Genomic DNA, 21,340 nt, shown 5'->3' on the forward strand with positions numbered 1-21,340 from the left:
TCACGCCCTCCCGGCTCCCTGCCTGAACGAAACGCAGCGGAGCGGAGTACTCACTAGTGAGAGATGAGCGTGAGGAGCCTCATGAGCTATCCACCGCAGGCTGATTCCCGGTACGGCATGGGGCGGGACACTGCCCAGTACGGTCTCCGCGACGACGTCCGCTACGGCCTGGGCGATGCTCGCGGGACCGACTTCCTGTCGCCTCCGCCCCCTCGTACGTGGCCGCAGGACGATCCGTTCAGGCTGCCGCCGCCGTCCGATCCGTGGGCGCTGCCCGACTACGACGAGCCGCGCCGCGACCGCCGGGGCGGCCCCGGCCGGGCCGTCGTCGCGGCCGTGCTCGCGGCGCTGCTGGCCGGTGGCCTGGCCGGGGCCGTCGCGGGGCGGGTGACCGCCGGCGGCCCGCTCACGAGCCTGGCCGAGTCCACCGCCGGGCCGGTGAACGCCGGGTCCGGCGACCTCAGCGACGTCGCGGCGCGGGTGCAGGCGAGCGTGGTGTCGATCGAGGTGGAGGCGGGGAACGCGCGCGGCACCGGGTCCGGGTTCGTGATCGACCGGCAGGGGCACGTGCTGACCAATGCGCACGTCGTCGAGGACGGCGGCCGGGTCACCGTGGTGCTGGCCGACCGGAGCCGCGTCGCGGCGCGGGTGGTGGGCTCCGACAGCGCCCTCGACCTGGCGGTGGTGGCGATCCCCGCCGGGCGGAGCCCGGAGCCGCTGACGTTCGGCCGCTTCGCGGACGTGCGGGTCGGCGACCCCGTCATCGCGCTCGGCTCCCCGCTGGGCCTGCAGGGCACCGTCACCGGCGGCATCGTCAGCGCGCTGAACCGCCAGGTGCGGCTGGGCGAGGGCGGCGCGGGCACCGCCGTGCAGACCGACGCGTCCATCAACCCCGGCAACTCCGGCGGCCCGCTCGTCAACGCGCGCGGCGAGGTCATCGGGGTGAACACGGCGATCGCGACGCTGATGCGCGGCGGAGGCGGCGGCTCGATCGGCATCGGTTTCGCGATCCCCGCGGACCGGGCGCGGGCGGGGGCCCGGCGGCTCCTGCGCTGACCCCGCGGCCGGTCTAGAGGCCGAGGCGGCCGGCGTGGCGGCCGAGGAAGGCGACGACCTCGTCCTCGGGCTTGTCCGGGAGGCCCCAGATGATCTCGGTGACGCCCGCCTGCTCCCAGGCCGCCATGTCCTCGGCCGACGGGCGCGTGGCGGCCAGGACGGAGATCTCCGGCCGACCGGCGCGGCCGGCGTCGTCCCATGCGGCCCGCAGGGCGGTGGCCTTGGGCAGGATGTCCTGCTCGATCGGGGTGGTCATCCAGCCGTCGGCGTTGGCGGCGATCCACGCGAACGTCTTCGGGCCGCCGCCGGCGCCGATCAGCAGCGGGATGTGCGGCTGGACCGGCTTGGGCCAGGCCCAGGACGGGCCGAAGGAGACGAACTCCCCGGCGTAGGACGCCTGCTCCTCCGTCCACAGCGCCCGCATCGCCTCCACGTACTCCCGCAGGACCGTGCGGCGCTTGCCGGCCGGGACGTGGTGGTCGGCGAGCTCGTCGGTGTTCCAGCCGAATCCGGCACCGATCGTGACGCGGCCGCCCGACAGGTGGTCGAGCGTGGCGATGGCCTTGGCGAGGGTGATCGGGTCCGACTCCACCGGGAGCGCCACGGCCGTCGCGAGCCGGATGGACGACGTGACGGTGGCCGCGGTCGCCAGCGACACCCAGGGGTCCAGCGTGCGCATGTAGCGGTCGTCCGGGAGAGACTCGTCACCCGTGCCGGGGTGCGCGGCATCGCGCTTGACCGGGATGTGCGTGTGCTCGGGCACGTAGAACGTGTGGAACCCGTTCTCCTCTGCGGCCTTCGCCGCGGCGGCGGGCGTGATGCCCCTGTCACTGGTGAAGAGCACGATGCCATGGCGCATGGCGTCGATACTAGAACGTGTTCTAGGAGTCGGGCCAGGGGACTCCCCGCGGATCGTGAACGCTCACCCGCGGGAGAAGCGACGCACTCCTCGCGGCCAGTGGCGCCCGGTGCCCGGACCTGCCAGTATTCTGGTTACTGTCTAGTCAACAATATGACTATCAAGGTGAGTGCATGCATCCGTTCCGAGCGGCCGCCGAGGCGGGCGACCACGGCGCGATCGAGGCCCTGCTGTCCGACGACGTCGTCTTCACCAGCCCGGTGGTCTTCAAGCCGTACGCCGGCAAGCCCGTCACCACGGCGATCCTGCGCGCCGTCCTGCGGGTCTTCACCGACATCCGCTACATCCGGGAGATCAACGACGTGGGCGGCCGCGACCACGCGCTGCTCTTCGAGGCCAGGGTCGGCGAGCTGACGATCAGCGGCTGCGACTTCCTGACAATGAACGACGAAGGCCTGATCGAGGACCTGACCGTCATGGTCCGGCCGCTGTCGGCGGCCCGGGCCCTGGCCGACGCCATGGCGGCGGAATTCGAGCAGGTCGAGCGCGACCTGGCGGCGGGCTGACCGCGACCTGCCGATTTACTGACATTTCTGGTGTTGAACTGTATTTCGTTTCGGTCGGTTGACATGTCCGAAATTACGGGAGCCTGGACCTTCCCCCGGCCACGTTCCTAGGCTCGGCGGCAATCACCGAATCGCGTTCCAGGGAGTGTCATGACCACGAGTCCGGAGCTGCCCGAAATCTTGTCGGCCGACTTCGCCTCCGACCCCTACAGCGGCTACGAGGTCCTGCGCGAGCAGGCTCCGCTTCACTGGCACGAGGGGACGCAGAGCTATGTGATCTCGCGGTACGAGGATGTGGCGCGGGCCTTCCGGGACCCCGTGTTCACGACGGCGAACTACGACTGGCAGCTCGAACCTGTGCACGGACGCACCATTCTGCAGCTCAGCGGGCGTGAGCACGCGGTGCGGCGGGGGCTGGTGGCCCCGGCGTTCCGGGGCGGCGAACTGCGGGAGAAATTCCTCCCGGTGATCGAGCGGAACGCACGCACGTTGATCGACGATTTCCGCGCGGCCGGAAAGGTGGAGCTGGTCGGGCAGTTCAGCACGCATTTCCCCATCAACGTCATCGTCGACATGCTCGGGCTCGACCAGGCCGACCACGCCCGTTTCCAGCGGTGGTACACCTCGATCATCGCGTTCCTGGGGAACCTCTCCCAAGATCCGGAGGTGGCGGAGGCGGGGCTGCGGACGCGGGAGGAGCTGGCCGCCCACATGCTGCCGATCATCGCCCGCCGCCGCGAGGAGCCCGGGGACGATCTGCTGTCGCGGCTGTGCCTGGCCGAGATCGACGGGACGCGGATGAGCGACGAGGACATCAAGGCGTTCGTCAGCCTGCTCCTCGCCGCCGGCGGGGAGACGACCGACAAGGCGGTCTCCGCGCTGTTCGCGAACCTTCTCGCGCACCCGGACCAGCTCGCGGCGGTGCGGGAGGACCGCGGCCTGATCGCGCGGGCGTTCGCCGAGACGCTGCGCTTCTCGCCGCCCGTCCACATGATCATGCGGCAGCCGGCCGAGGACGTGGAGATGGGCGGCGGGACGATCCCCGCGGGCAGCACGGTCACCTGCCTGATCGGCTCGGCCAACCGGGACCCGGAACGCTACCGGGATCCCGGCCGGTTCGACATCTTCCGCGACGATCTGACGACCACGAGCGCGTTCTCCGCCGCGGCCGACCATCTGGCGTTCGCGCTGGGCCGGCACTTCTGCGTCGGCGCGCTGCTGGCCAAGGCGGAGGTCGAGGTCGGGACGAACATGCTGCTGGACGCCATGCCCGACGTCCGGCTGGCCGCACACGCCGACCCCGTCGAGCGCGGGGTGTTCACCCGTGGCCCGGCGTCCCTGCCGCTGGAGTTCACGCCGGTGGGGTGAAAGGCGCCCCGCCGGCACGGTGGGCGGCCGGGCTGAAGGTGACCGGGAGCGTGTGCAGACCCCGCATCCAGAGCGACGGCCGCCATTCCAGCTCGTCCGGCGGGACGGCCAGCGCGATGTCCGGCAGCCGGTCGAGCAGCACCTCGATGGCCGTCCGCGCGATGACCTCGGCGTGCTCCGGGGCGGGGAACGGGCAGCCGTGCTCGCCGTGCCCGAACGACAGGTGGGCGCGGTTGCCGATGTCGCCGCCGTCCGCCGGCCGGACCTGCGGGTCGGTGTTGGCCGCGGCCAGCCCCATGACCAGCAGGTCGCCGGAGCGGATGTCGCGGCCGCCCAGCCGGCAGGCGTGCACGGCCCAGCGGCCGATGAAGTTCTGCGTCGGCGTGTCCTCCCAGAGCACCTGCGTGAGCGCCTGGTCGACGCTGCTCCTGCCTCCCTGGAACGTCATGGAGAAGTGGTCGTCGACCAGCATCAGCCGCAGGGCGTTGCCGATCCAGTTGCCGGTGGGCTGCTGCGCGGCGGCCATCACCACCAGCAGGTCGATGGTCACCTCGTCGGCGGTGAGCCCCGCGGGGTGCGCCAGCAGCCGCGACGGGACGTCCGTTCCCGGGCGGAGCCGCCGCTCGGCGACCAGCCGCGCCATCCGCCGCTGGATGCGCTGATGCGCCTCGACGGCCTTCTCGTCGGCGTCGAGGGACTCGGCGACGTCCTGGGCCAGGACGGGCACATCCGCGTCGGGCAACCCGAACAGCCGGGCGATGACCAGGAGCGGGACGCGGTGGGAGTACTGCGCGACGAGATCGGCCTCCCCGCCGCCGGCGAAGCCGTCGATGAGCCCGTCGGCGAGTTCCTCGCAGATGCCGGCGAGTTCGGTGCGGTCGACGGTGTCGAGCGCGTCGCCGATCGCACCGGCCCGCCGCTGGTGTTCCTCTCCCTCGGCGAACATCACCGACGGCGTCCACCCGACATAGGGCATCAGCGGCCAGTCGTCGGGGACGCGGTCCCAGGCGTTCCAGCGGCGGCAGTCGCGCGCGAACAGCATGGGGTTGCTGGTGATGTGGTTGACCTCCCGGTAGCCGACGACGAACCACGCGGGGACGTCGCCGTCCAGCAGGACCGGGACCACCGGGCCGTGCTCGCGGCGCAGTTCACGGTAGAGCGAGGCGGGGTCGCGGGTGATGGCGGCGCCGTACAACCGCACGGCGGGGCCGTCCGGCCGGACGTTCTCGGCGGGGGCGGGCGGCTCGGTCACGACGTCGCCTCCTGGACGGCGGACGGTTCACGGAGACGGGTGAGGTGCCGGACGAGCGTGACGAGCACCGTTTTGGACGAGTCGCGGACGCGGGCGTCACAGTCGATCAGCGGGATGCCCTCGTCGAGGGACAGCGCATCCCGGACCCGGTCGAGCGTGGGCCGCCCGCCGTCGCCGAACCGGTTGACCGCCACGACGAACGGCATCGCGTGCGCCTCGAGCCGGTCGAGACTGTAGAAGCAGTCCTCCAGCCGGCGCGTGTCCACCAGGACGATGGCGCCCAGGCTTCCGGAGAACAACTGGTCCCACAGGAACCAGAACCGTTCCTGGCCCGGCGCCCCGAACAGGTAGAGCACCTTGTGCGCGTCCAGGGAGATGCGGCCGAAGTCGAATGCGACCGTGGTGGTGTTCTTGGTCTTCACCCGGCCGGGGTCGTCGATCCCGATCCCGGCCCGCGTCATGGTCTCCTCGGTGCTGAGCGGGCGGATCTCGCTGACCGAGCCGACCATGGTGGTCTTGCCCGCGCCGAATCCCCCGACGATCACGATCTTCAACGCGTCCCGGACGGTGCGGCGCAGCGGCGTACCGGCGATCTGGCCGCCGGTCCGCGCGCCGGGGGGCGGGTCAAAGGCTTTCGAGTCCAACGAGCACCTGCTTCAGCGTTTCCAGGTCGGCCTGATGCGCGGCCGGGGCCGCGGCCGAGGACGGATGGCGGACGGTGACACGGCCCGTGTCGCGCAGGTCGAGCAGCAGGATCTTCACTACGCTCACGGGCAACCGCAGATGGGAGGAGAGCTCGACGACCGCGACCGGGCTGCCTTGGCACAGCCGCAGGATCGCGGCGTGCTCGGACTGCATGCCGGCCGCCGGCTCGTCCTCGGCGACGATCAGCGCCACCAGGTCGAGCGTGTCGTCGGCGGCCTCGCTGCGGCCCCCGGTCACGGTGTAGAGCCGGTCGGGGTCCTCCCGGCTGAGAGGGCGGGGGGTCATGCGCGGACGTCGTACTCGGATCCGCGGGGCGCTGCCGTGAGGTAGCCGCCGATCTGCTCGACCAGCTCGTTCATGGAGTGCCCCACCAGGCCGACGTCGGCGAGGTCGTCGGTGACCACGGCGAGGTGGGCGCCCTCGCCCGCCGGCACGATGAGCAGCACCCCGCCGGGGAACTCCACCATCGACTGGCCCGTGCCCAGGGCGTCGCCGAACTCGCCGGAGGCGCTCAGCGAGAGGCTCTGGATGCCGGACGCGACGGCGGCGAGCTGGTCGGCCCTGTCCTCGTCGAGCCCGGCGGTGTAGCAGATCTTGAGGCCGTCCCTGGACAGCACCAGGACGTGCCGGACACCCGGCGCGCGGTCCACCAGGCCCGCGAGTAGCCAGTCGAGATCACGCTGATCGGTGCTCATCGGTTTCCGGGGCGGCCGGTGGCCCGGACGCCCCTCCTCCCATCTGTGAGTCCTGCTGTTGGTCGGTCCCGCGGGTCCGTGCGATCTCACTCGGCCGCGGCGGGCCCGGTCTCACCGTTTCCGGTCTCACCGTTTCCGGTCTCGCCGTTCCCGGTCTCCCCGGTGACGGTCCGCTCTGTCTCGGTGTCCTCCGGTCCGGCCCCGGGCACGGGGGGACGCCCGGCCGAGGACTGGCGGAACGCGGCGAAGCGGTTCCCGGCGTCACGGGGGCGATGGTCCCGGGCGGCGGCCCGCTCGGCGGGCGCGCTCGCGAGGGCGGCACCGCGGCTGCGTTTGGGCAGGACGAGATCGTCGGACTCCGCGTCGTCCGGCGGAGGCACCGCCGCCGCGTGCCGCGGCGCCGCCGGGCGAGGAGCGGCGGGGACGGCGCCGGCCGGGCCGCGCGTGCTCCGCCCGCCCCGGGCGTGCCCGGAGTCGGGCTGCGGGGAGTAGATCACGAGCTTGGCGGGGATCAGCACGATCACGCCGATGCCGCCGCGCGAGGACGGCCGGAAGCTGACCCGCAGGTCGTGCTTGCGGGCGAGCCGGCCGACGACGGCGAGGCCCAGCCTGGTGCCGGGCAGCGAGCTCAGGTCGGCGGCCTCGGAGACGAGCCGCTCGGCGCGCTGCCGTTCGCGCTGGCGCATGCCGAGACCGCCGTCCTCGATCGTGACGACGATCCCCGCGTCCTCCTCCTCGACGTACACGTGCACGGCGCTGCCCTGCGGCGAGAAGCAGGCGGCGTTGTCCATCAGCTCCGCCAGCGCGTGGATCACGCCCTCGGCGGCGAAGCCCGCGACCGCGGCGGAGCTGGTCGAGTGGTACTGGACGCGCTGGTACGCGCCGATCCGGCCCATGGCGCCGCGCAGGATGCTCTCCATCACGATCGGCTTGGTCCAGCGCCGGCCCGACCGGCCGCCGCTGAGCAGCGCGATGCTGTCGGCCAGCCGGCCCAGCTGGGAGACGCCGTGGTCGATGGCGAGCAGGTCGCCGAAGACCTTGTCGTCGCCGTAGCGGTCCTCGAGGTCGCGCAGGTCGCCGAGCATCCGGGTCGTCTGCGCCTGGATCCGCGCGGCGGCGCTCGCGCAGGCCGCCAGCGCGGCGGCGTTGGTCCGCACCCCCGCGGCGAGGTCCTCGGCGACCCGGTGCAGGACACGGCGGGTCGTGTCGTGGGCGGGCTCGGCGCACTCGGCCAGGGCGGCCGGGGCGGAGGCCCGGTCGCGCCGGATCCGGGTCGCCAGGGCGGGTACCGCGGTGTCGGCGAGCCAGGCCGCCTCCCGCACGAGGTCGTCCGACTCCGCCCGCGCCCGGGCGGCCGCGCGCTCACCGGCCGCGACGCCGTCCACGACGATGCGCAGCAGCCGGCCGAGGACGCGGTCGGTCACGGGCGGGAAGCCGGCCAGCACCTCTTCGGGCGGGGATCCGCGGCGCAGCCGGGCGACCAGGTCCGGCAGCGGCCCGTCGACGAGTTCCGCGAGGCGGCGTTCCAGCCGGTCGTCCTGGGCCGTGACCTCCTGCAGCAGGGCGTCGAGCCGCCGCGCACGCGCGGCGGAGTACGCCGCCGCCGCGATGGCGACACTGAGCGCGAGGACCAGGCCGCCGCCTCCTCCGGCGACCAGTGGACGGTGCTGCTGATCGACGATGGACAGGGCGGCCAGCCAGCCGCCGCCGCCGATGGTCGCCAGGATGAGCCAGACGAGGAGTGCGCGTTCCAAAGCGGCGCGCTCGATACGGGATCGGCCTGCGTGTACTGCCATCCATCCTGTCCTTCGAGCGACTGCGGGGACGGCCGGGCTGATCCGGCGGAGTACGGAGCCTCGCCACCAGATCGGACCACGGGGAATGCGGTCCTCGGCATGGGCGGGCGTCCGGCAGAACGCGACCATGATGCATCAACCCAGGGCGGCAACGTGAACTACTTACTGAAATTCCGGTGCCAACAGAACATTTCTGACGCACATTGTCCGAAATTGCGGAGTATCGCCGTTACGTAACGTATCGTCGCTTATATCAATTTAGGCCCGACCGTCGATCCACCCGGCGATGCCGGCCCCCGTGTCCGGCGGCCAGCGCCGACGGGGTCGCGGGAGGTCGTGGCGCATCTTGGGCAGCTTGTTGATTGCCGTCGCGACAGTGCCTAGATTGGCAGCGTCCAAGTCCCGCCCCGCAGAGGAGCAAGCCTTGTCCGTGCGAACCAAGCCACCGTTTCGGGCCGACCACGTCGGCAGTCTGCTGCGTCCGTCCGAGCTTCTGGCGGCGCGGGAGGACCATGCGCAGGGCCGCATCGACGCCGCCCGGCTCGCCGAGATCGAGGACGCCGCCATCCGCGACGTGGTGCGGCTGCAGGGCGAGGCCGGTCTGCGGTCGGCCACCGACGGGGAGTTCCGCCGCACCTCGTGGCACATGGACTTCATCTACCAGCTCGGCGGGATCAGCCCGGCGGACGAGAAGATCAAGGTGCAGTTCCACAGCGACGCCGGGGACATCGAGTTCACCACGGCGGCGCTGAGCGTGCACGACAAGGTCCGGCTGGAGCACACGATCTTCGCCGACCACTTCGCGTACCTGCAGAGCGTCGCCGGGGACGGGGTGACGCCGAAGCTGACGATCCCGTCGCCGAACATGGTCCACTACCGGGGCGGCCCGGCGTCGATCGACCCGAAGGTCTACCCCGACATCGAGGAGTTCTGGGACGACCTGGCCGCGGCCTACGCCGAGCAGGTGCGCCGGCTGGGGGAACTGGGCTGCCGGTACCTCCAGCTCGACGACACCAGCCTCGCCTACCTCAACGACCCGGCACAGCGGGCCATGATCTCCGAGCGCGGGGACGACGCCGAGCACCTGCACCTGCGCTACATCCGGCAGATCAACGCGGCGCTGGCCGGGCGGCCCGAGGGCATGAACGTCACCACGCACATGTGCCGGGGCAACTTCCGGTCGTCCTGGACGGCCGAGGGCGGCTACGACTTCGTGGCCGAGGCCCTGTTCGGCGAGCTGAACGTGGACGGCTTCTTCCTGGAGTTCGACGACGAGCGGTCGGGCGGCTTCGAGCCGCTCCGGTTCGTCCCCCCGGGCAAGATGGTCGTGCTGGGCCTGGTGACCACCAAGCGCGGCGAGCTGGAGTCCAAGGACGACCTGAAGCGCCGCATCGACGAGGCGGCGCGGCACGTCCCGCTGGAGCAGCTCTGCCTGTCGCCGCAGTGCGGGTTCTCCTCCACGGTGGAGGGCAACGCGCTGACCGCCGAGCAGCAGGCGGCGAAGCTCCGCCTCATCGCCGAGACCGCCGAGGACGTCTGGGGCTGATCACCCTGGTCGACCACTCCAGGTAGACCACTCCCCGGCTGATACGCCGGCCGGCACGACGCGCCGGCCGGCGTTTCCCGTCTCCGGCGAGCCCGCCGCACGCTGACCATCCGGTTAACGGCAGGTGAAGTTATCGTCCTCGTGACCGATCGTGATCGCGGGGCCCCAGTAGGCTCGCGGCGGACGGGTGCAGGTCAGGAGAGGAATCGGGTCATTGAGCGCGATCAATGTCGGGCAGGCCATCGTTCTCGGCATCGTGGAGGGCCTGACCGAGTTCCTCCCGGTGTCCTCGACCGGCCATCTGAAGATCACCGAGGGCCTGATGGGCGTCCCGGTGGAGGACCGCGCGGTCATCGGGTTCACCGCCGTCATCCAGACCGGGGCGATCGCGGCGGTGCTGGTGTACTTCTTCTCCGACATCGTCCGCATCGTCAAGGCCTGGGGACGCGGCATCGTCGACAAGGACGAGCGGTACCACCACGACTACAAGTTCGGCTGGTGGGTCATCTACGCCACGATCCCCGTCGTCGTCGTCGGGATCGCCGCCGACGACCTCATCCACGGCCCGCTGGCCTCGCTGTGGGTGGTCGCGGGGTCGCTGATCGGCGGCAGCGTCGTGATGTGGCTCGCGGACCGGTACGGCAGGCACAAGCGCGGTGAGGACGACACGTCCCTCACCGACGCGATGCTCATCGGCTGCTCGCAGATCCTCGCGATGCTGTTCCCCGGGTTCTCCCGCTCGGGCGCGACCATCTCCACCGGCCTGCTGCTCGGGCTGGACCGGGTCGCCGCGACCCGGCTGTCGTTCTTCATGGGCATCCCGGCGCTGACCGGCGCCGGGATCTACGAGCTGCCCTCCGCGCTGACGTCGGGCGCCGGTGCCCTCCCGCTGATCGTCGGGACCGTCGTGTCGTTCATCGTCGCCTACGCGTCCATCGCGTGGCTTCTCAGGTTCGTGGCCGGGCACAGCTTCACCTCGTTCGTGGTCTACCGGGTCGTGATCGGCCTGCTCCTCTTCGCCCTCCTCGGTGCGGGGACGTTGAACGCCTGAGCCTGGCGGTATATGGGGAACACTGGCCGTTTCATTGAGGAACCACCGGGCTTCGACCGGGAGAACGGAGCGCTGCAGCCATGAAGGACGCCATGTGGGCCGGAACCGTGGCGGTCAAGGGGCATGAGGAGGCCGAGCTCGAGGCGTACCTGGCGAGGCCGCTGAGCGACGCCCCGCGCGGCGGCGTGGTGGTGATCCACCACCTGCCCGGGTACGACGCGGGCACCAAGGAGTTCGCCCGCACGTTCGCCGCGCACGGGTACGCGGCGATCCTGCCGAACCTGTACTCGCGGGAGGGCGCCGCCGACCCCGATGACCAGGCCGCCGCGGCCCGGGCCAAGGGCGGTGTGCCGGACGAGCAGCTCGTCGGCGACGTCGCCGGGGCCGCCGCGTACCTGAACATGCTCGACCACGCCAACGGGAAGGTCGGCGTGATCGGCTACTGCTCGGGTGGGCGGCAGGCGTTCCTCGCCGCCTGCTCACTGGACCTCGACGCCGCCGTCGACTGCTACGGCGCGTTCGTCGTCGACGACCCGCCGCCGGACGCGCCGCTCGCCGTCGAGCCGATCATCTCCAGGGCGCCGGACCTGTCGTGCCCGCTGCTCGGCCTGTTCGGCGGCGACGACAGGTTCCCGGGGCCGGACGAGGTCGCGACGCTCGACGCCGAGCTGACCAGGCTCGGCAAGGAGCACGAGTTCCACAGCTATCCGGGCGCCGGGCACGCCTTCTTCGCCGTCGAGCGGCCCGCCTTCCGGCCGGAGGCCGCCAAGGACGGCTGGGCGAAGATCTTCGATTTCTTCGGCCGCCACCTGAGCGCCTGAGAGGAGACCCCATGTGCACCTACCAGACGGTGAAGGTGGAACTCGACGGTGCGGCCAAGGGCGCATCGGGCTGGTTCACGCTGACCGGCGGCGCCGTGTACGTCGATCACCCGTTCCATGCCTGCCACGAGCACACGGTCAACATCGACTTCACGAACCCGGCCGGCGGCCCGTCGGCGCGCGTCGCGGTCGAGCTGACCGAGGAGTCGGCGCTGGCGCTGGTCGAGGCCATCCAGAAGGCCCTGGCCGCCGCGCCGCCCGGCCTCGCGTCCGCGTCCGGCTCCGCCCGGAGCGCCGGCGCTTCGTGACGGCGGGGGCCGTCGCGGCTTGCGGGCCACGGTGCCCGCCGGGTCACCGGGCCGGCCGGGCCCGCGGTGTCAGCCGCCCGCGTGGGCCTTGCGCATCTCGGCGATGTCGATCTTGCGCATCGAGAACATCGCCTGGGTGGCGCGCGTCGCCTTCTCCGGGTCCGGGTCGTTGACCATCTCGAGCAGGGCCGTCGGGATGACCTGCCAGGACACTCCGAACTTGTCCTTGAGCCAGCCGCACTGGGACTCCTGGCCGCCGCCCTCCAGCAGCCGGTTCCAGTAGTGGTCGACCTCCTCCTGGTCCTCGCAGAAGACCATGAAGGAGACGGCCTCGTTGAACGTGAACTGCGGTCCGCCGTTCAGGCCGAGGAACCTCTGGCCGTTGGCTTCGAATTCGACGGTCAGCACCGCCCCGGCCGGGCCGGCATGCGCGTCGGTGGTGCGCTGGACCTTGCCCAGCCTGGAGTTCTTGAAGATCGAGACGTAGTGGTTCGCCGCCTCCTCGGCCTGTCCGTCGAACCACAGGCACGTGGTGAATCCCTCGGCTGCCATCGGTGCCTCCCGGTGGTGGGTCGTTTCAGATGCAGACCATCCCCTTCCCGGAAACTCATCGGCGGATCCCCGGCGGGCGGGATCAGCCCGGGAGGACGACCTCGGACGGGGCGGGGTCGGTGTGCAGGAGTTCCACCAGGTCGGCGCGGCGGTCCAGCACCGCCCGCTGGTTGACGTAGCCCTTGTCGGTGATCTCGCCGTGCGCGAGGGACGCCTGCTCGTCCAGCACGAGCAGCCGGACGACGCGGCGGGACGCGCCGGTCGCGCCGTCGTTCAGCCGGCGCAGCGCGGCGCCGAGGGCGGTGCGCACCTCGGCTTGCGTGGAGGTCCGCGTCCTGGCCGGATTCAACCAGACGAGTGCGCCGATGCAGTCGGTGTCGTGACCGGTGAGCACGGCGTCGGAGACGAGCCCCTCGCAGGCGCTCAGCAGCGCCGGCTTCAGCGTGCCGACGCTGACCCACGTGCCGCTCGACAGCTTGAAGTCCTCGCTGATCCGGCCGTCGAACACCAGGCCCTTGCCGGGGTCGGCGTCGTCCACCAGCCGGACGGCGTCGCCGGTGCGGTAATAGCCGTCGTCGTCGAACGCCTCCCGTGTCCGGACGGGGTCGTCGAGGTAGCCGGGCGTGACGGACGGTCCCTTCACCCGGATCTCCAGCTTCGGGCCGACCGGCGCCAGTTTGATCGACACGCCGGGGATCGGGACGCCGATGCAGTCGCTGCGGCCGGACGCGAAGTACGCCGACGTCGCGGCGGGCGCGGTCTCGGTCGCACCCCACGACGTCGTCATCGGCGCGGACGAGCCGGCGGACGCGGCGACCTTGGCGATTGCGTCCCACACCTGCTGCGGCAGCGCGGCGGCGGCGTAGAACACATAGCGCATCCGGGAGAAGAACGCTCGGGCGAACTCCGCGTCGGACTCCAGGTGCGGCAGCAGCGACGCGTACCCGGCGGGGACGTTGAAGTACACGGTCGGGCGGACGTCGGCGAGGTTGCGGACGGTGCGTTCGGCCAGTTCCGGCGGTCCGGGCTTGCCGTCGTCGACGTAAAGGCTGCCGCCGTTGGCGATGGCGAGGCCCATGTTGTGGTTGCCGCCGAACGTGTGGCTCCACGGCAGCCAGTCGAGCAGGACGGGCGGCTCGCCGGCGAGGAACGGCCAGGTCTGGCGGAGCATCTGCTGGTTGGCGCACAGCATGCGGTGCGTGTTCACCACGCCCTTGGGGCGCCCCGTCGACCCGGAGGTGAAGAGGATCTTGGCGACGGTGTCCTCGCCGACGCGGGCGAAGTGCTCGTCCACCTGGGCGGTGGGCTCGGTCGCGGCCCACTCCCGGAAGTCGCCGCGGCCGGCGAGGGGCGTCCCGCCGGCGCCGGCCGCCGCGCAGGCGGCGGTCAGCGCGGAGGCGTAGGCGGCGGGGTCGTCGGCGAACACCACGGCGGGCCGGGTCAGCGCGGCCATGTCGCGGAGCTTCGCGTGGTCCGCGTCGAGAAGCGAGTAGGCGGTGCTGACCGGGACGACGGGCGACCCGACCGTGTAGCAGGCGAGGGTCAGCAGGAGGTGCTCGACGGAGTTGCCGGACAGGACCATCACGGGACGGCCGGACGCGCCGCGGTCGAGCAGCGCCTGCGCGAGGCCGTCCGCCATGCGCCGCGCCCGGCCGTAGGCGACGCGCCGCCAGCCGCCGCCGTCGCGGTCGGCGACGAGGAGACGGCCGGGATGGGCCTCCGCCGCGTCCTGGAAAAGGTGCGCCATGCTCGCGGCATGCGGTTCGAGCGGGAGCGCGGACTCCAGGACGATCGAGCCGTCCCCGCGCCGTTCGGCGAGCGTCCTCGGCGTGGCGAACAGTTCCATCACTCACCTCGGTTCGCGGTAGGGCGCGGCACGCGCCGGCCCGGACGACCTCGGCAAGAAGCTATACAGATTGCTTGAGTACCGTCAATGGATTGTCGAATCTTGCTCGCCGCGCCACCGGCCCCGCGACCTCCCCTCCGCGGGCACGGAGCCGGTGACGCAGACCCGGAGATCCGGGTCAGCGGGTGTGGGTCGAGGCGCTGCGGTAGTCGGTGTAGGTGTAGGGGTTGTCGAGGACCTTCGTCTCGGGGACGTCCGGGTTCATGCCGGCCGCCCATTCCTGCTCGCCCATCGACGAGCGCAGGTACTCGACGGTCGACTCGATGTCGCGGCGGGCGGCGGCGAGGTCGGCGTCCACCAGGCGGTGGTCGTGCTTGACGACGCGCCCGTCCACGATCACGGTGTGGACGTCGCCGCGCTGCGCCTGGAACGCGACGTGGCCGTAGGGGTTGAGGACGGGGAACGACACCGGCGAATGGTCGTTCTTGATGAGGACGACGTCGGCCTTCTTGCCGGGTTCGAGGCTTCCGAGGTCGTCGCGGCCGATCGTCCGCGCGCCCCCGCGCGTGGCCCACTCGACGACCTGGTCGGCGCGCAGGTTGCAGTGCGTGACGGTCTCGCCCTTGTTGTGCGCCTCAAGGTGCATGCGGCAGCGGTCGGCGCCGAGCGTGGTCCGCATGGCGGAGAACAGGTCGCCGCTCCACCAGACGCTCGTGTCCATCGACAGCGACACCGGGATGTCGTGGGCGCGCAGGACCCAGGTGGGCGGGTAGCCCTGCCCGGCGCTCTGCTCGCTCTCGGTGGAGACCGAGATGGACCCGCCGGTGGCGGCGATGCGGTGGTAGGAGTCGGCGGACAGCGACGCGGCGTGCACGTACACCGTCTCGGGCGTCATGAACCCGTGGTCGTGCATGAGCTTGATGCCCTCGTCGCTGGTCGCGCCCCACACGCCTGCGTGGGTGGTGACGGGGACGCCCAGGTCGCGGGCGACCTCGAAGGCGGGCTTCTCCGGGAAGGACGGGTCGCCGGTCACGTCGAACGCGATCTGGAAGCCGAGCATGTCGCCGCCGATGAGCCTGCCGGCGAAGTCGCGGAACTCCGGCGTCCCGGTCCATTCGGCGGGCGGCGCCTGGATGTTGCCGTAGGCGAGGACGAACCGTCCGGGCACCGAGCGCAGCGCGTCCACGGCGGCGTCGGCGTGGTCGAGGGTCTGCAGGCCGTGGGACCAGTCGACGACGGTGGTGACGCCGGCGTCGATCGCCTCCAGGGCGGCGAGCACGTTGCCCGCGTGGACGTCGTCGGGGCGGAACCGCTTTCCGTGCTCCAGGTAGTACCAGACAAAGTACTGGGTCAAGGTCCAGTCGGCGCCGTAGCCGCGCATGGCGGTCTGCCACATGTGCCGGTGGGTGTCGATCATCCCGGGCATGACGATGCCGTCGGCCGCGTCGATCTCGGCGGTCCCCTCCGGTACCTGGAGGTCCGGACCCACCGCGGTGATCTTGTCGCCGGTGATGAGGACGTCGGCGCGGTCGAGGACCTCGCGCCCGTCGGTCATCGGCAGGACCGTGCCGCCGCGCAGCACCACGGGGCGGCCCGGCTCGAACTCGCTCGTCGTGTTCGGCATCGTTTGCACTCCTCGTCCTCGGGACGCTTCACCCGCCTCGCCGCCCCTCCGGAGCAGCCACGGACTGATGTCCGCTCTACGGTCAAACCTGCATGTGGCCACTCTTCCGATCGGTAGTCAAAGTGTCAACCACTTGACCAGGTTCGATATCGGCGTGGCACAATCGAGGGGGCGGACGGACGTCCGCCCAACGGACGAGCGCAATCGATGAACGAGGGAGCCCGATGACGGACGACACCGCGCGCGAAGGGCCGGGCGGCCCCCTGGCGGGGGTGCTGGTGGCGGACTTCTCCCGGATCCTGGCCGGGCCCTACGCGACGATGCTGTTGGCCGACCTGGGCGCCGAAGTGATCAAGGTGGAGGGCCCGAAGGGCGACGACACCCGCTCCTGGACGCCGCCCGCGCGCGGCGACGTGTCGACCTACTACCTCGGCATCAACCGGGGCAAGCGGTCGATCGCCCTCGACCTGCGGGACGAGGAGGACGCCGCGGCCGGCCGCGAGCTGGCCCGCCGCGCGGACGTGCTCATCGAGAACTTCAAGCCGGGCGGCCTCGCCAGGTTCGGCCTCGACTACGACTCGGTGCGCGCCGCCAACCCGGGCGTCATCTACAGCTCGATCACCGGGTTCGGGTCCGGGGCGGGACGGAACGTCCCCGGCTACGACCTGATGGTGCAGGCGATCTCCGGGCTGATGAGCCTGACCGGCGACCCGGACGGCCCGCCCTACCGCGCCGGGATCTCGGTGTTCGACGTGATGGCCGGCAACCACGCCGCGATCGGCATCCTCGCGGCGCTGCGGCACCGCGACGCGACCGGCGAGGGCCAGCACGTCGAGGTGAACCTGCTGTCGTCGGCGCTGACGGGCCTGGTCAACCACAGCTCCGCCTACGTCGCCGGCGACACCGTCCCGTACCGGATGGGCAACGCGCACCCGAGCGTGTTCCCCTACGAGCCGCTGCCGACCGCCGACAACGACCTGATCGTCACGGCGGCGAACGACGGCCAGTTCCGCAGGCTGTGCGAGGTCCTCGGCGTCCCGGACGTCCCGGACGACCCGCGGTTCGCGACCAACGCCGGCCGGACGGCCAACCGCGCGGAGCTGCGGCCGATCCTGGTCGAGCGGCTGGCGCGGCGCGGCGCCGTCGAATGGTTCGAGCTGCTGGTGGACGCGGGCGTGCCGAGCGGGCCGATCAACACGATCGACGGCGGGTTCGCGATGGCGGAGCGCTTCGAACTGGACCCGGTCGTGATGGTCGGCGAGGGCGATCACGCCGTCCCGACGACCCGGCACCCCATACGCTTCTCCCGGACGCCCGTGACGTACCGGCTGCCGCCGCCCGGGCTGGACGAGCACGGCGCCGAGCTGCGCAAGTGGCTGGCCGAGCCGCACGAGGACGGACCCCGGGAGGACGGCCGTGGCTGAGGTCCCCGAATATCCGACCGCGCTGGGGGCGTCCAGCCGCGAGACGATCATGCTGCTCGGGCACGACCTCGCGAAGGACGTGATGGGCGAGGTCGGGTTCGGCGAGCTGGCGTTCTGGCTCGCGACGCAGCGGCGGCCGGAGCCGGGCGAGACGCGCGTGTTCGAGGCCGTCCTCGCCGCACTCGCCGACCACGGCTTCACCCCGACCGCGATCGTCACCCGGCTGACGTACCTGTCGGCGCCCGACTCGGTGCAGGGCGCCCTCGCCGCCGGGCTGCTCGGCGGCGGGTCCCGGTTCCTGGGCGTCACCGAGGACACGGGCCGCTTCCTGCACGACGTCCTGACCTCGGCCGGCGGAGATCCGCCGGCCGGCCTGCCGGCGGACGACGAGGGGTGGGACGCGCTGGCGCTGCGGACCCTCCAGGCGGAGCGCGAGGCGAAGAGGTTCGTCCCCGGCCTCGGCCACCACGTGCACAAGGACGGCGACCCCCGCACGCCCCGGCTGATGGAGATCGCCGCCGAGGAGGGGCTGTTCGGGCCGCACCTGTCGCTGTTCGCCGCGATCGGCCGCGTTCACCCCGAGGTGCTCGGCAAGAGGCTCCCGCTGAACGGCGCGGGCGTCTGCGGCGCCGCGCTCGCCGACCTCGGGCTGCCGCTGGAACTGCTGCGCGGGTTCGCGCTGCTCGCCCGCACGGCCGGGCTGATCGGGCAGCTCGCCGAGGAGCTGCGCCGCCCCGTCGGCAACGAGATCTTCCTCTCGGTGGACCTCAACAACCGGTCCGTCGCCCCCGATCCCTACTCCCCCGGAGACCGTCATGGCTGAACTGGTCGCTGTGATCGCTTCGACCCACCATCCCTTCTACTACCGCGCGAGCACCTCGACCGGCGATGACCGTCCCGGCTTCGCGGACGAGTGGGTCCGCAAGGTCGAGGCGTTCCGCGAGACGCTCACCAGGGCCCGGCCGGACGTCCTGGTGATGGTCGGCTCCGACCACTTCCACCAGCTGTGGCTGGACAACATGCCGCAGTTCCTCATCGGCAAGGCGCCCTTCTACGACGCGAACTGGTACAACGAGGAACGCGAGTTCGGGCTCCCCAGGATGCTGATGAAGGGCCAGGAGGACCTGTCGGCGTACATACTGCGCGAGGGCCTGGACGCGGGCTTCGACCTGGCGTTCTCCAACGAGCTGCGCATCGACCACTCGATCACGTGCCCGATCATCACGCTGCGCCCGCAGAACGACCTGCCGATCGTGCCCGTCTACACCAACATCTTCGCGCCGCCGCTGCCGCGGCCGAAGCGGTTCGTCCAGCTCGGGAAGACGATCCGGGAGCTGGTCGAGTCGTGGCCGGGGAACCAGCGGGTCGCGGTCATCGGCACCGGGCACCTGTCGCTGGAGCTGGGCGGCCCGCGCCAGTTCGGCCCGCACGGCCCCGACCCCGCGTTCGACGCGAAGGCCGTGGAGTGGATCTCCTCCGGCGACATCGAGGGCTGCCTGTCGGAGGTGACGCTCGACAGCCTGCACGCGCCCGGCAACGCCACCCACGGGTTCATGGACTTCATGCTGATGATGGGCGTCGCCGGCGAGGGCCGCAAGGCCGACTACGTCGACACCTACGACCTGTTCCACACGATGGAGGCCTACTTCACCTGGTACCCGAACGGAGCGGCCGAGTGAGCAAGTACCTGCTGGACAAGTTCCTCTACACCGTCGACCGCGACCCGGACCTCGTCGAACGCTACCGGGACGAGCCGGAGGCGACCGTGGCGTGGTGGGAGGAGGAACAGGCCAACCGGATCATCAACTGCCACGGCGGCGAATCGAGCACCTGGCTGCGCTTCGACGACGCCGAACGGGCCGCGCTCGCCGGGCACGACTACCCGAAGCTGTTCGAGCTGGGCGCGCACCCGTTCCTGACGCTCACGCTGTTCATCGCGATGTTCGAACGCGACTACGACGAGCCGCTCGGGTTCCAGCTCGAGTACGCGCAGCGGCTCTCGCACTTCACGCTCCCCTACCCCGACATCGCGACCTGAGCCGTGCGCGCCGCCGAGATTCGTGAGACGGGCCGCCCGCCTGCGGTGGCGGAGCGGGACGCGCCCGTGCCGGGGGACGGCGAGGTGCTCGTGGACGTCCTCGCCGCGCCCATCACCCCGCTCGACCTGCTGTGCGCGACCGGAATCTCCTACTTCGGGAAGCCCGCGACGCCGTACGTGCCGGGCGTCCAGGGCGTCGGGACGTCCGGCGGCCGGACGGTCTGGTTCCCGACCGCGGCCGGGATGGCGCCGGGCGACGGCAGCATGGCCGAGGTCGCGGCCATCCCGGAGGCGGCGCTCGTGGAGCTGCCGGACGGCGCCGACCCCGTGCTCGTGGCCGCGCTCGGGCTGTCGGCGGTCGCCGCGCACATGGCGCTGACCTGGCGCGGCGGGCTGACCGCCGGGGAGCAGGTCATCGTGCTCGGCGCGGGCGGCGTCGTCGGCCAGGCCGCCGTCCAGCTCGCCCGGACGGCGGGAGCGCGGCGGATCATCGCGGGGGCGCGGTCGCCGGCCGCGCGGGAGCGGGCCGGGCGGGCGGGCGCGGACGCGGTCGTCGCGCTCGACACCGGCGACGTCGCCGAGCTGGCCCGCCGGTTCGCCGACGCCTCCGAAGGCCCCGCCGACCTGGTGCTCGACCCGCTGTTCGGTGTCCCGGCGGCGGCCGCCGCCCGCACGCTGCGCCCCGGCGGGCGGCTCGTGAACCTCGGCGGCTCGGCCGGCGAGACGAGCCCGATCGACTCCGCCACCCTGCGCGGGAAGTCGCTGCGGGTGCTCGGCTTCACCAACAACGAACTGACGGCGGAGCAGCGGGCGGAGGCGATCACGTTCGTCGCCGGGCAGGCCGCGGCCGGGAGGCTGGCCGTCGCGCACGAGACCGTCCCGCTGGAGGACGCGGCGACGGCATGGCTGCGTCAGGGCGAGGGGAAGGCGGAGGGGCGGATCGTCCTCACCCCGCGGCCGGCCGGGTGACCTGCGGGACGGTCTCCAGCCGCGCGAAGTCGGCGCTGATCTCCCCCGCCGTGTGCAGCAGCAGCGGCAGGTACTCCTCAAGGAGCCGCTCGACGGGCGTCTCGGCGGCGTGGGTGTTGACGTTGATGCCCGCGATGACCCTGCCGGAGCCGTCCCGCAGCGGCGCCGCGACCGAGCGGATGCCGCGCGCGAGCTGCTCGTCGGTCATCGCCCACCCCCGAGCCCGCACCTCGCGCAGCTCGGCGTCGCGGTCCTGCTTGGACAGGTGGACGCGCGGCTCCAGGCCGGAGCGGGTCGGCTCGGCGAGGATCCGGTCGACCTCCGCCGATTCGAGCGCGGCGAGCTGGACCTTGCCGAGCGAGGTCTGCAGGGCCGGGAACCGCGTCCCGATCTGCACCGCCAGCGCGACGATCTTCGGAACGGCGACGCGGGCGACGTACACGATGTCGGACCCGTCGAGCTGCGCGATCGAGCACGACTCGTTCGTCCGCGCGACGAGCCGTTCCATGTGCGGGCGCGCCACGTCCCACAGGCCCATCGACCGGACGTAGGCCACGCCGAGGTCGAGGACGCGCGGGGTGAGGGCGTATCCTCCCTCGTCGGCGCGCACGTAGCCGAGTTCGCGGAGGGTGAGCAGGATGCGGCGGGCGGTCGGCCGGGCGAGGCCGGTGGCCTCGGCGACCTGCGCCAGCGACATCACCGGGCGCCGCGCCTCGAAGGCGGTGATGACGTCGAGGCCCCGGGCGAGCGCCTCGATGAAATCCGGTCCGGTGCCTTCCCGTGGCATCGATCATCCCCTGCCGTCAACAACGCGGCCGTCCGCACGCGCCGGTCAGCTGTCCATCATACGGACAGCTGACCGGC

The 21,340-nt window shown here is 71.9% G+C and carries 22 protein-coding genes; 12 read left to right on the forward strand and 10 right to left on the reverse strand.

The genetic code is table 11. The annotated features are described in order from the left end of the window. Positions 1 to 81: 81 nt before the first annotated feature. Positions 82 to 1,056 carry a trypsin-like peptidase domain-containing protein gene (locus AB0C35_RS29010; RefSeq protein WP_358462389.1) on the forward strand — a complete coding sequence of 325 codons (975 nt, stop codon included), beginning with the start codon at positions 82 to 84 and terminating at the stop codon, positions 1,054 to 1,056. 13 nt (positions 1,057 to 1,069) lie between these two features. Here AB0C35_RS29010 and AB0C35_RS29015 read toward each other — a convergent pair whose 3' ends face one another. After that, positions 1,070 to 1,915: an LLM class F420-dependent oxidoreductase gene (locus AB0C35_RS29015; protein ID WP_358462392.1), complete on the reverse strand. Its 846-nt coding sequence runs from the start codon at positions 1,913 to 1,915 to the stop codon at positions 1,070 to 1,072. Between the two features lie 173 nt (positions 1,916 to 2,088). On the opposite strand from AB0C35_RS29015, the gene AB0C35_RS29020 reads away from it, so the two are divergent. Both AB0C35_RS29020 and AB0C35_RS29025 read left to right on the forward strand, forming a co-directional pair. Continuing rightward, positions 2,089 to 2,481 carry a nuclear transport factor 2 family protein gene (locus tag AB0C35_RS29020; protein WP_358462395.1) on the forward strand — a complete coding sequence of 131 codons (393 nt, stop codon included), beginning with the start codon at positions 2,089 to 2,091 and terminating at the stop codon, positions 2,479 to 2,481. 150 nt (positions 2,482 to 2,631) lie between these two features. After that, a complete protein-coding gene (locus AB0C35_RS29025; protein ID WP_358462398.1) occupies positions 2,632 to 3,849 on the forward strand; it encodes a cytochrome P450 in 1,218 nt (405 codons plus the stop codon). Here AB0C35_RS29025 and AB0C35_RS29030 read toward each other — a convergent pair. The 5 genes from AB0C35_RS29030 to AB0C35_RS29050 all read right to left on the reverse strand — a co-directional run bounded on the left by AB0C35_RS29030 (position 3,833) and on the right by AB0C35_RS29050 (position 8,297). Further along, positions 3,833 to 5,101, reverse strand: coding sequence for a cytochrome P450 (locus AB0C35_RS29030; RefSeq protein WP_358462401.1), 1,269 nt, complete (start codon positions 5,099 to 5,101; stop codon positions 3,833 to 3,835). The two genes, AB0C35_RS29025 and AB0C35_RS29030, sit on opposite strands and share 17 nt — an antisense overlap. Beyond that, the gene (locus AB0C35_RS29035) at positions 5,098 to 5,694 is read right to left on the reverse strand and encodes an ATP/GTP-binding protein (RefSeq protein ID WP_358462510.1); all 597 of its coding nucleotides are present in this window, start codon (positions 5,692 to 5,694) and stop codon (positions 5,098 to 5,100) included. Before AB0C35_RS29035 ends, AB0C35_RS29030 begins: the two co-directional genes overlap by 4 nt. 31 nt (positions 5,695 to 5,725) lie before the next feature. Next, on the reverse strand, positions 5,726 to 6,091 hold the full coding sequence (locus AB0C35_RS29040; protein ID WP_358462404.1) for a DUF742 domain-containing protein: 366 nt from the start codon (positions 6,089 to 6,091) through the stop codon (positions 5,726 to 5,728). Next, complete coding sequence (locus AB0C35_RS29045; protein WP_358462407.1) at positions 6,088 to 6,501, reverse strand: roadblock/LC7 domain-containing protein; 414 nt, start codon at positions 6,499 to 6,501, stop codon at positions 6,088 to 6,090. The genes AB0C35_RS29040 and AB0C35_RS29045 overlap by 4 nt, the downstream gene beginning before the upstream one ends. 86 nt (positions 6,502 to 6,587) lie before the next feature. Continuing rightward, positions 6,588 to 8,297 carry an ATP-binding protein gene (locus tag AB0C35_RS29050; protein ID WP_358462410.1) on the reverse strand — a complete coding sequence of 570 codons (1,710 nt, stop codon included), beginning with the start codon at positions 8,295 to 8,297 and terminating at the stop codon, positions 6,588 to 6,590. 430 nt (positions 8,298 to 8,727) lie between these two features. Here AB0C35_RS29050 and AB0C35_RS29055 point away from each other — a divergent pair, with 430 nt between their 5' ends. The 4 genes from AB0C35_RS29055 (at position 8,728) to AB0C35_RS29070 (ending at position 12,023) form a co-directional block, all read left to right on the forward strand. Further along, complete coding sequence (locus AB0C35_RS29055) at positions 8,728 to 9,843, forward strand: 5-methyltetrahydropteroyltriglutamate--homocysteine S-methyltransferase (RefSeq protein WP_358462513.1); 1,116 nt, start codon at positions 8,728 to 8,730, stop codon at positions 9,841 to 9,843. Between the two features lie 214 nt (positions 9,844 to 10,057). Next, positions 10,058 to 10,894 (forward strand): undecaprenyl-diphosphate phosphatase, encoded by an 837-nt coding sequence (locus tag AB0C35_RS29060; RefSeq protein ID WP_358462413.1) that lies wholly within the window; start codon positions 10,058 to 10,060, stop codon positions 10,892 to 10,894. An 80-nt stretch (positions 10,895 to 10,974) separates the two neighbouring features. After that, on the forward strand, positions 10,975 to 11,715 hold the full coding sequence (locus AB0C35_RS29065) for a dienelactone hydrolase family protein (protein ID WP_358462416.1): 741 nt from the start codon (positions 10,975 to 10,977) through the stop codon (positions 11,713 to 11,715). A gap of 11 nt (positions 11,716 to 11,726) precedes the next feature. Next, positions 11,727 to 12,023 carry a DUF6295 family protein gene (locus AB0C35_RS29070; protein WP_358462419.1) on the forward strand — a complete coding sequence of 99 codons (297 nt, stop codon included), beginning with the start codon at positions 11,727 to 11,729 and terminating at the stop codon, positions 12,021 to 12,023. A gap of 69 nt (positions 12,024 to 12,092) precedes the next feature. Here the strand turns inward: AB0C35_RS29070 and AB0C35_RS29075 are convergent, their stop codons facing one another. The 3 genes from AB0C35_RS29075 to AB0C35_RS29085 all read right to left on the reverse strand — a co-directional run bounded on the left by AB0C35_RS29075 (position 12,093) and on the right by AB0C35_RS29085 (position 16,045). Continuing rightward, complete coding sequence (locus AB0C35_RS29075; RefSeq protein WP_358462422.1) at positions 12,093 to 12,575, reverse strand: VOC family protein; 483 nt, start codon at positions 12,573 to 12,575, stop codon at positions 12,093 to 12,095. 82 nt (positions 12,576 to 12,657) lie between these two features. Further along, positions 12,658 to 14,421 carry a feruloyl-CoA synthase gene (locus AB0C35_RS29080; RefSeq protein ID WP_358462425.1) on the reverse strand — a complete coding sequence of 588 codons (1,764 nt, stop codon included), beginning with the start codon at positions 14,419 to 14,421 and terminating at the stop codon, positions 12,658 to 12,660. 178 nt (positions 14,422 to 14,599) lie between these two features. Beyond that, positions 14,600 to 16,045 carry an amidohydrolase family protein gene (locus AB0C35_RS29085; protein ID WP_358462428.1) on the reverse strand — a complete coding sequence of 482 codons (1,446 nt, stop codon included), beginning with the start codon at positions 16,043 to 16,045 and terminating at the stop codon, positions 14,600 to 14,602. A gap of 224 nt (positions 16,046 to 16,269) precedes the next feature. Here AB0C35_RS29085 and AB0C35_RS29090 point away from each other — a divergent pair, with 224 nt between their 5' ends. Genes AB0C35_RS29090 through AB0C35_RS29110 form a run of 5 tightly spaced genes read left to right on the forward strand, consistent with a single transcriptional unit; the run spans position 16,270 to position 20,476 of the window. Then, positions 16,270 to 17,469: a CoA transferase gene (locus AB0C35_RS29090; RefSeq protein ID WP_358462431.1), complete on the forward strand. Its 1,200-nt coding sequence runs from the start codon at positions 16,270 to 16,272 to the stop codon at positions 17,467 to 17,469. Then, positions 17,462 to 18,292 carry a citryl-CoA lyase gene (locus AB0C35_RS29095; RefSeq protein WP_358462434.1) on the forward strand — a complete coding sequence of 277 codons (831 nt, stop codon included), beginning with the start codon at positions 17,462 to 17,464 and terminating at the stop codon, positions 18,290 to 18,292. Before AB0C35_RS29090 ends, AB0C35_RS29095 begins: the two co-directional genes overlap by 8 nt. Then, positions 18,285 to 19,148, forward strand: coding sequence for an extradiol ring-cleavage dioxygenase (locus AB0C35_RS29100; RefSeq protein ID WP_358462437.1), 864 nt, complete (start codon positions 18,285 to 18,287; stop codon positions 19,146 to 19,148). The genes AB0C35_RS29095 and AB0C35_RS29100 overlap by 8 nt, the downstream gene beginning before the upstream one ends. Further along, positions 19,145 to 19,507, forward strand: coding sequence for a hypothetical protein (locus AB0C35_RS29105; RefSeq protein WP_358462440.1), 363 nt, complete (start codon positions 19,145 to 19,147; stop codon positions 19,505 to 19,507). Before AB0C35_RS29100 ends, AB0C35_RS29105 begins: the two co-directional genes overlap by 4 nt. A gap of 3 nt (positions 19,508 to 19,510) precedes the next feature. Then, a complete protein-coding gene (locus AB0C35_RS29110) occupies positions 19,511 to 20,476 on the forward strand; it encodes a zinc-binding alcohol dehydrogenase family protein (protein WP_358462443.1) in 966 nt (321 codons plus the stop codon). On the opposite strand, the gene AB0C35_RS29115 is transcribed toward AB0C35_RS29110, so the two are convergent. Continuing rightward, on the reverse strand, positions 20,454 to 21,263 hold the full coding sequence (locus AB0C35_RS29115; RefSeq protein WP_358462446.1) for an IclR family transcriptional regulator C-terminal domain-containing protein: 810 nt from the start codon (positions 21,261 to 21,263) through the stop codon (positions 20,454 to 20,456). The two genes, AB0C35_RS29110 and AB0C35_RS29115, sit on opposite strands and share 23 nt — an antisense overlap. Positions 21,264 to 21,340: the final 77 nt, after the last annotated feature.

The organism is Spirillospora sp. NPDC048819 (genome assembly GCF_040650055.1).
Taxonomy (GTDB): domain Bacteria; phylum Actinomycetota; class Actinomycetes; order Streptosporangiales; family Streptosporangiaceae; genus Spirillospora.

Bases quoted from the DNA above. Each gene is read 5' to 3' on its own strand.
- AB0C35_RS29010 (WP_358462389.1), top strand. From the start codon at position 82: ATGAGCTATCCACCGCAGGCTGATTCCCGGTACGGCATGGGGCGGGAC.
- AB0C35_RS29015 (WP_358462392.1), bottom strand. From the start codon at position 1,915: ATGCGCCATGGCATCGTGCTCTTCACCAGTGACAGGGGCATCACGCCC.
- AB0C35_RS29020 (WP_358462395.1), top strand. From the start codon at position 2,089: ATGCATCCGTTCCGAGCGGCCGCCGAGGCGGGCGACCACGGCGCGATC.
- AB0C35_RS29025 (WP_358462398.1), top strand. From the start codon at position 2,632: ATGACCACGAGTCCGGAGCTGCCCGAAATCTTGTCGGCCGACTTCGCC.
- AB0C35_RS29040 (WP_358462404.1), bottom strand. From the start codon at position 6,091: ATGACCCCCCGCCCTCTCAGCCGGGAGGACCCCGACCGGCTCTACACC.
- AB0C35_RS29045 (WP_358462407.1), bottom strand. From the start codon at position 6,501: ATGAGCACCGATCAGCGTGATCTCGACTGGCTACTCGCGGGCCTGGTG.
- AB0C35_RS29050 (WP_358462410.1), bottom strand. From the start codon at position 8,297: ATGGCAGTACACGCAGGCCGATCCCGTATCGAGCGCGCCGCTTTGGAA.
- AB0C35_RS29065 (WP_358462416.1), top strand. From the start codon at position 10,975: ATGAAGGACGCCATGTGGGCCGGAACCGTGGCGGTCAAGGGGCATGAG.
- AB0C35_RS29070 (WP_358462419.1), top strand. From the start codon at position 11,727: ATGTGCACCTACCAGACGGTGAAGGTGGAACTCGACGGTGCGGCCAAG.
- AB0C35_RS29075 (WP_358462422.1), bottom strand. From the start codon at position 12,575: ATGGCAGCCGAGGGATTCACCACGTGCCTGTGGTTCGACGGACAGGCC.
- AB0C35_RS29080 (WP_358462425.1), bottom strand. From the start codon at position 14,421: ATGGAACTGTTCGCCACGCCGAGGACGCTCGCCGAACGGCGCGGGGAC.
- AB0C35_RS29085 (WP_358462428.1), bottom strand. From the start codon at position 16,045: ATGCCGAACACGACGAGCGAGTTCGAGCCGGGCCGCCCCGTGGTGCTG.
- AB0C35_RS29090 (WP_358462431.1), top strand. From the start codon at position 16,270: ATGACGGACGACACCGCGCGCGAAGGGCCGGGCGGCCCCCTGGCGGGG.
- AB0C35_RS29100 (WP_358462437.1), top strand. From the start codon at position 18,285: ATGGCTGAACTGGTCGCTGTGATCGCTTCGACCCACCATCCCTTCTAC.
- AB0C35_RS29115 (WP_358462446.1), bottom strand. From the start codon at position 21,263: ATGCCACGGGAAGGCACCGGACCGGATTTCATCGAGGCGCTCGCCCGG.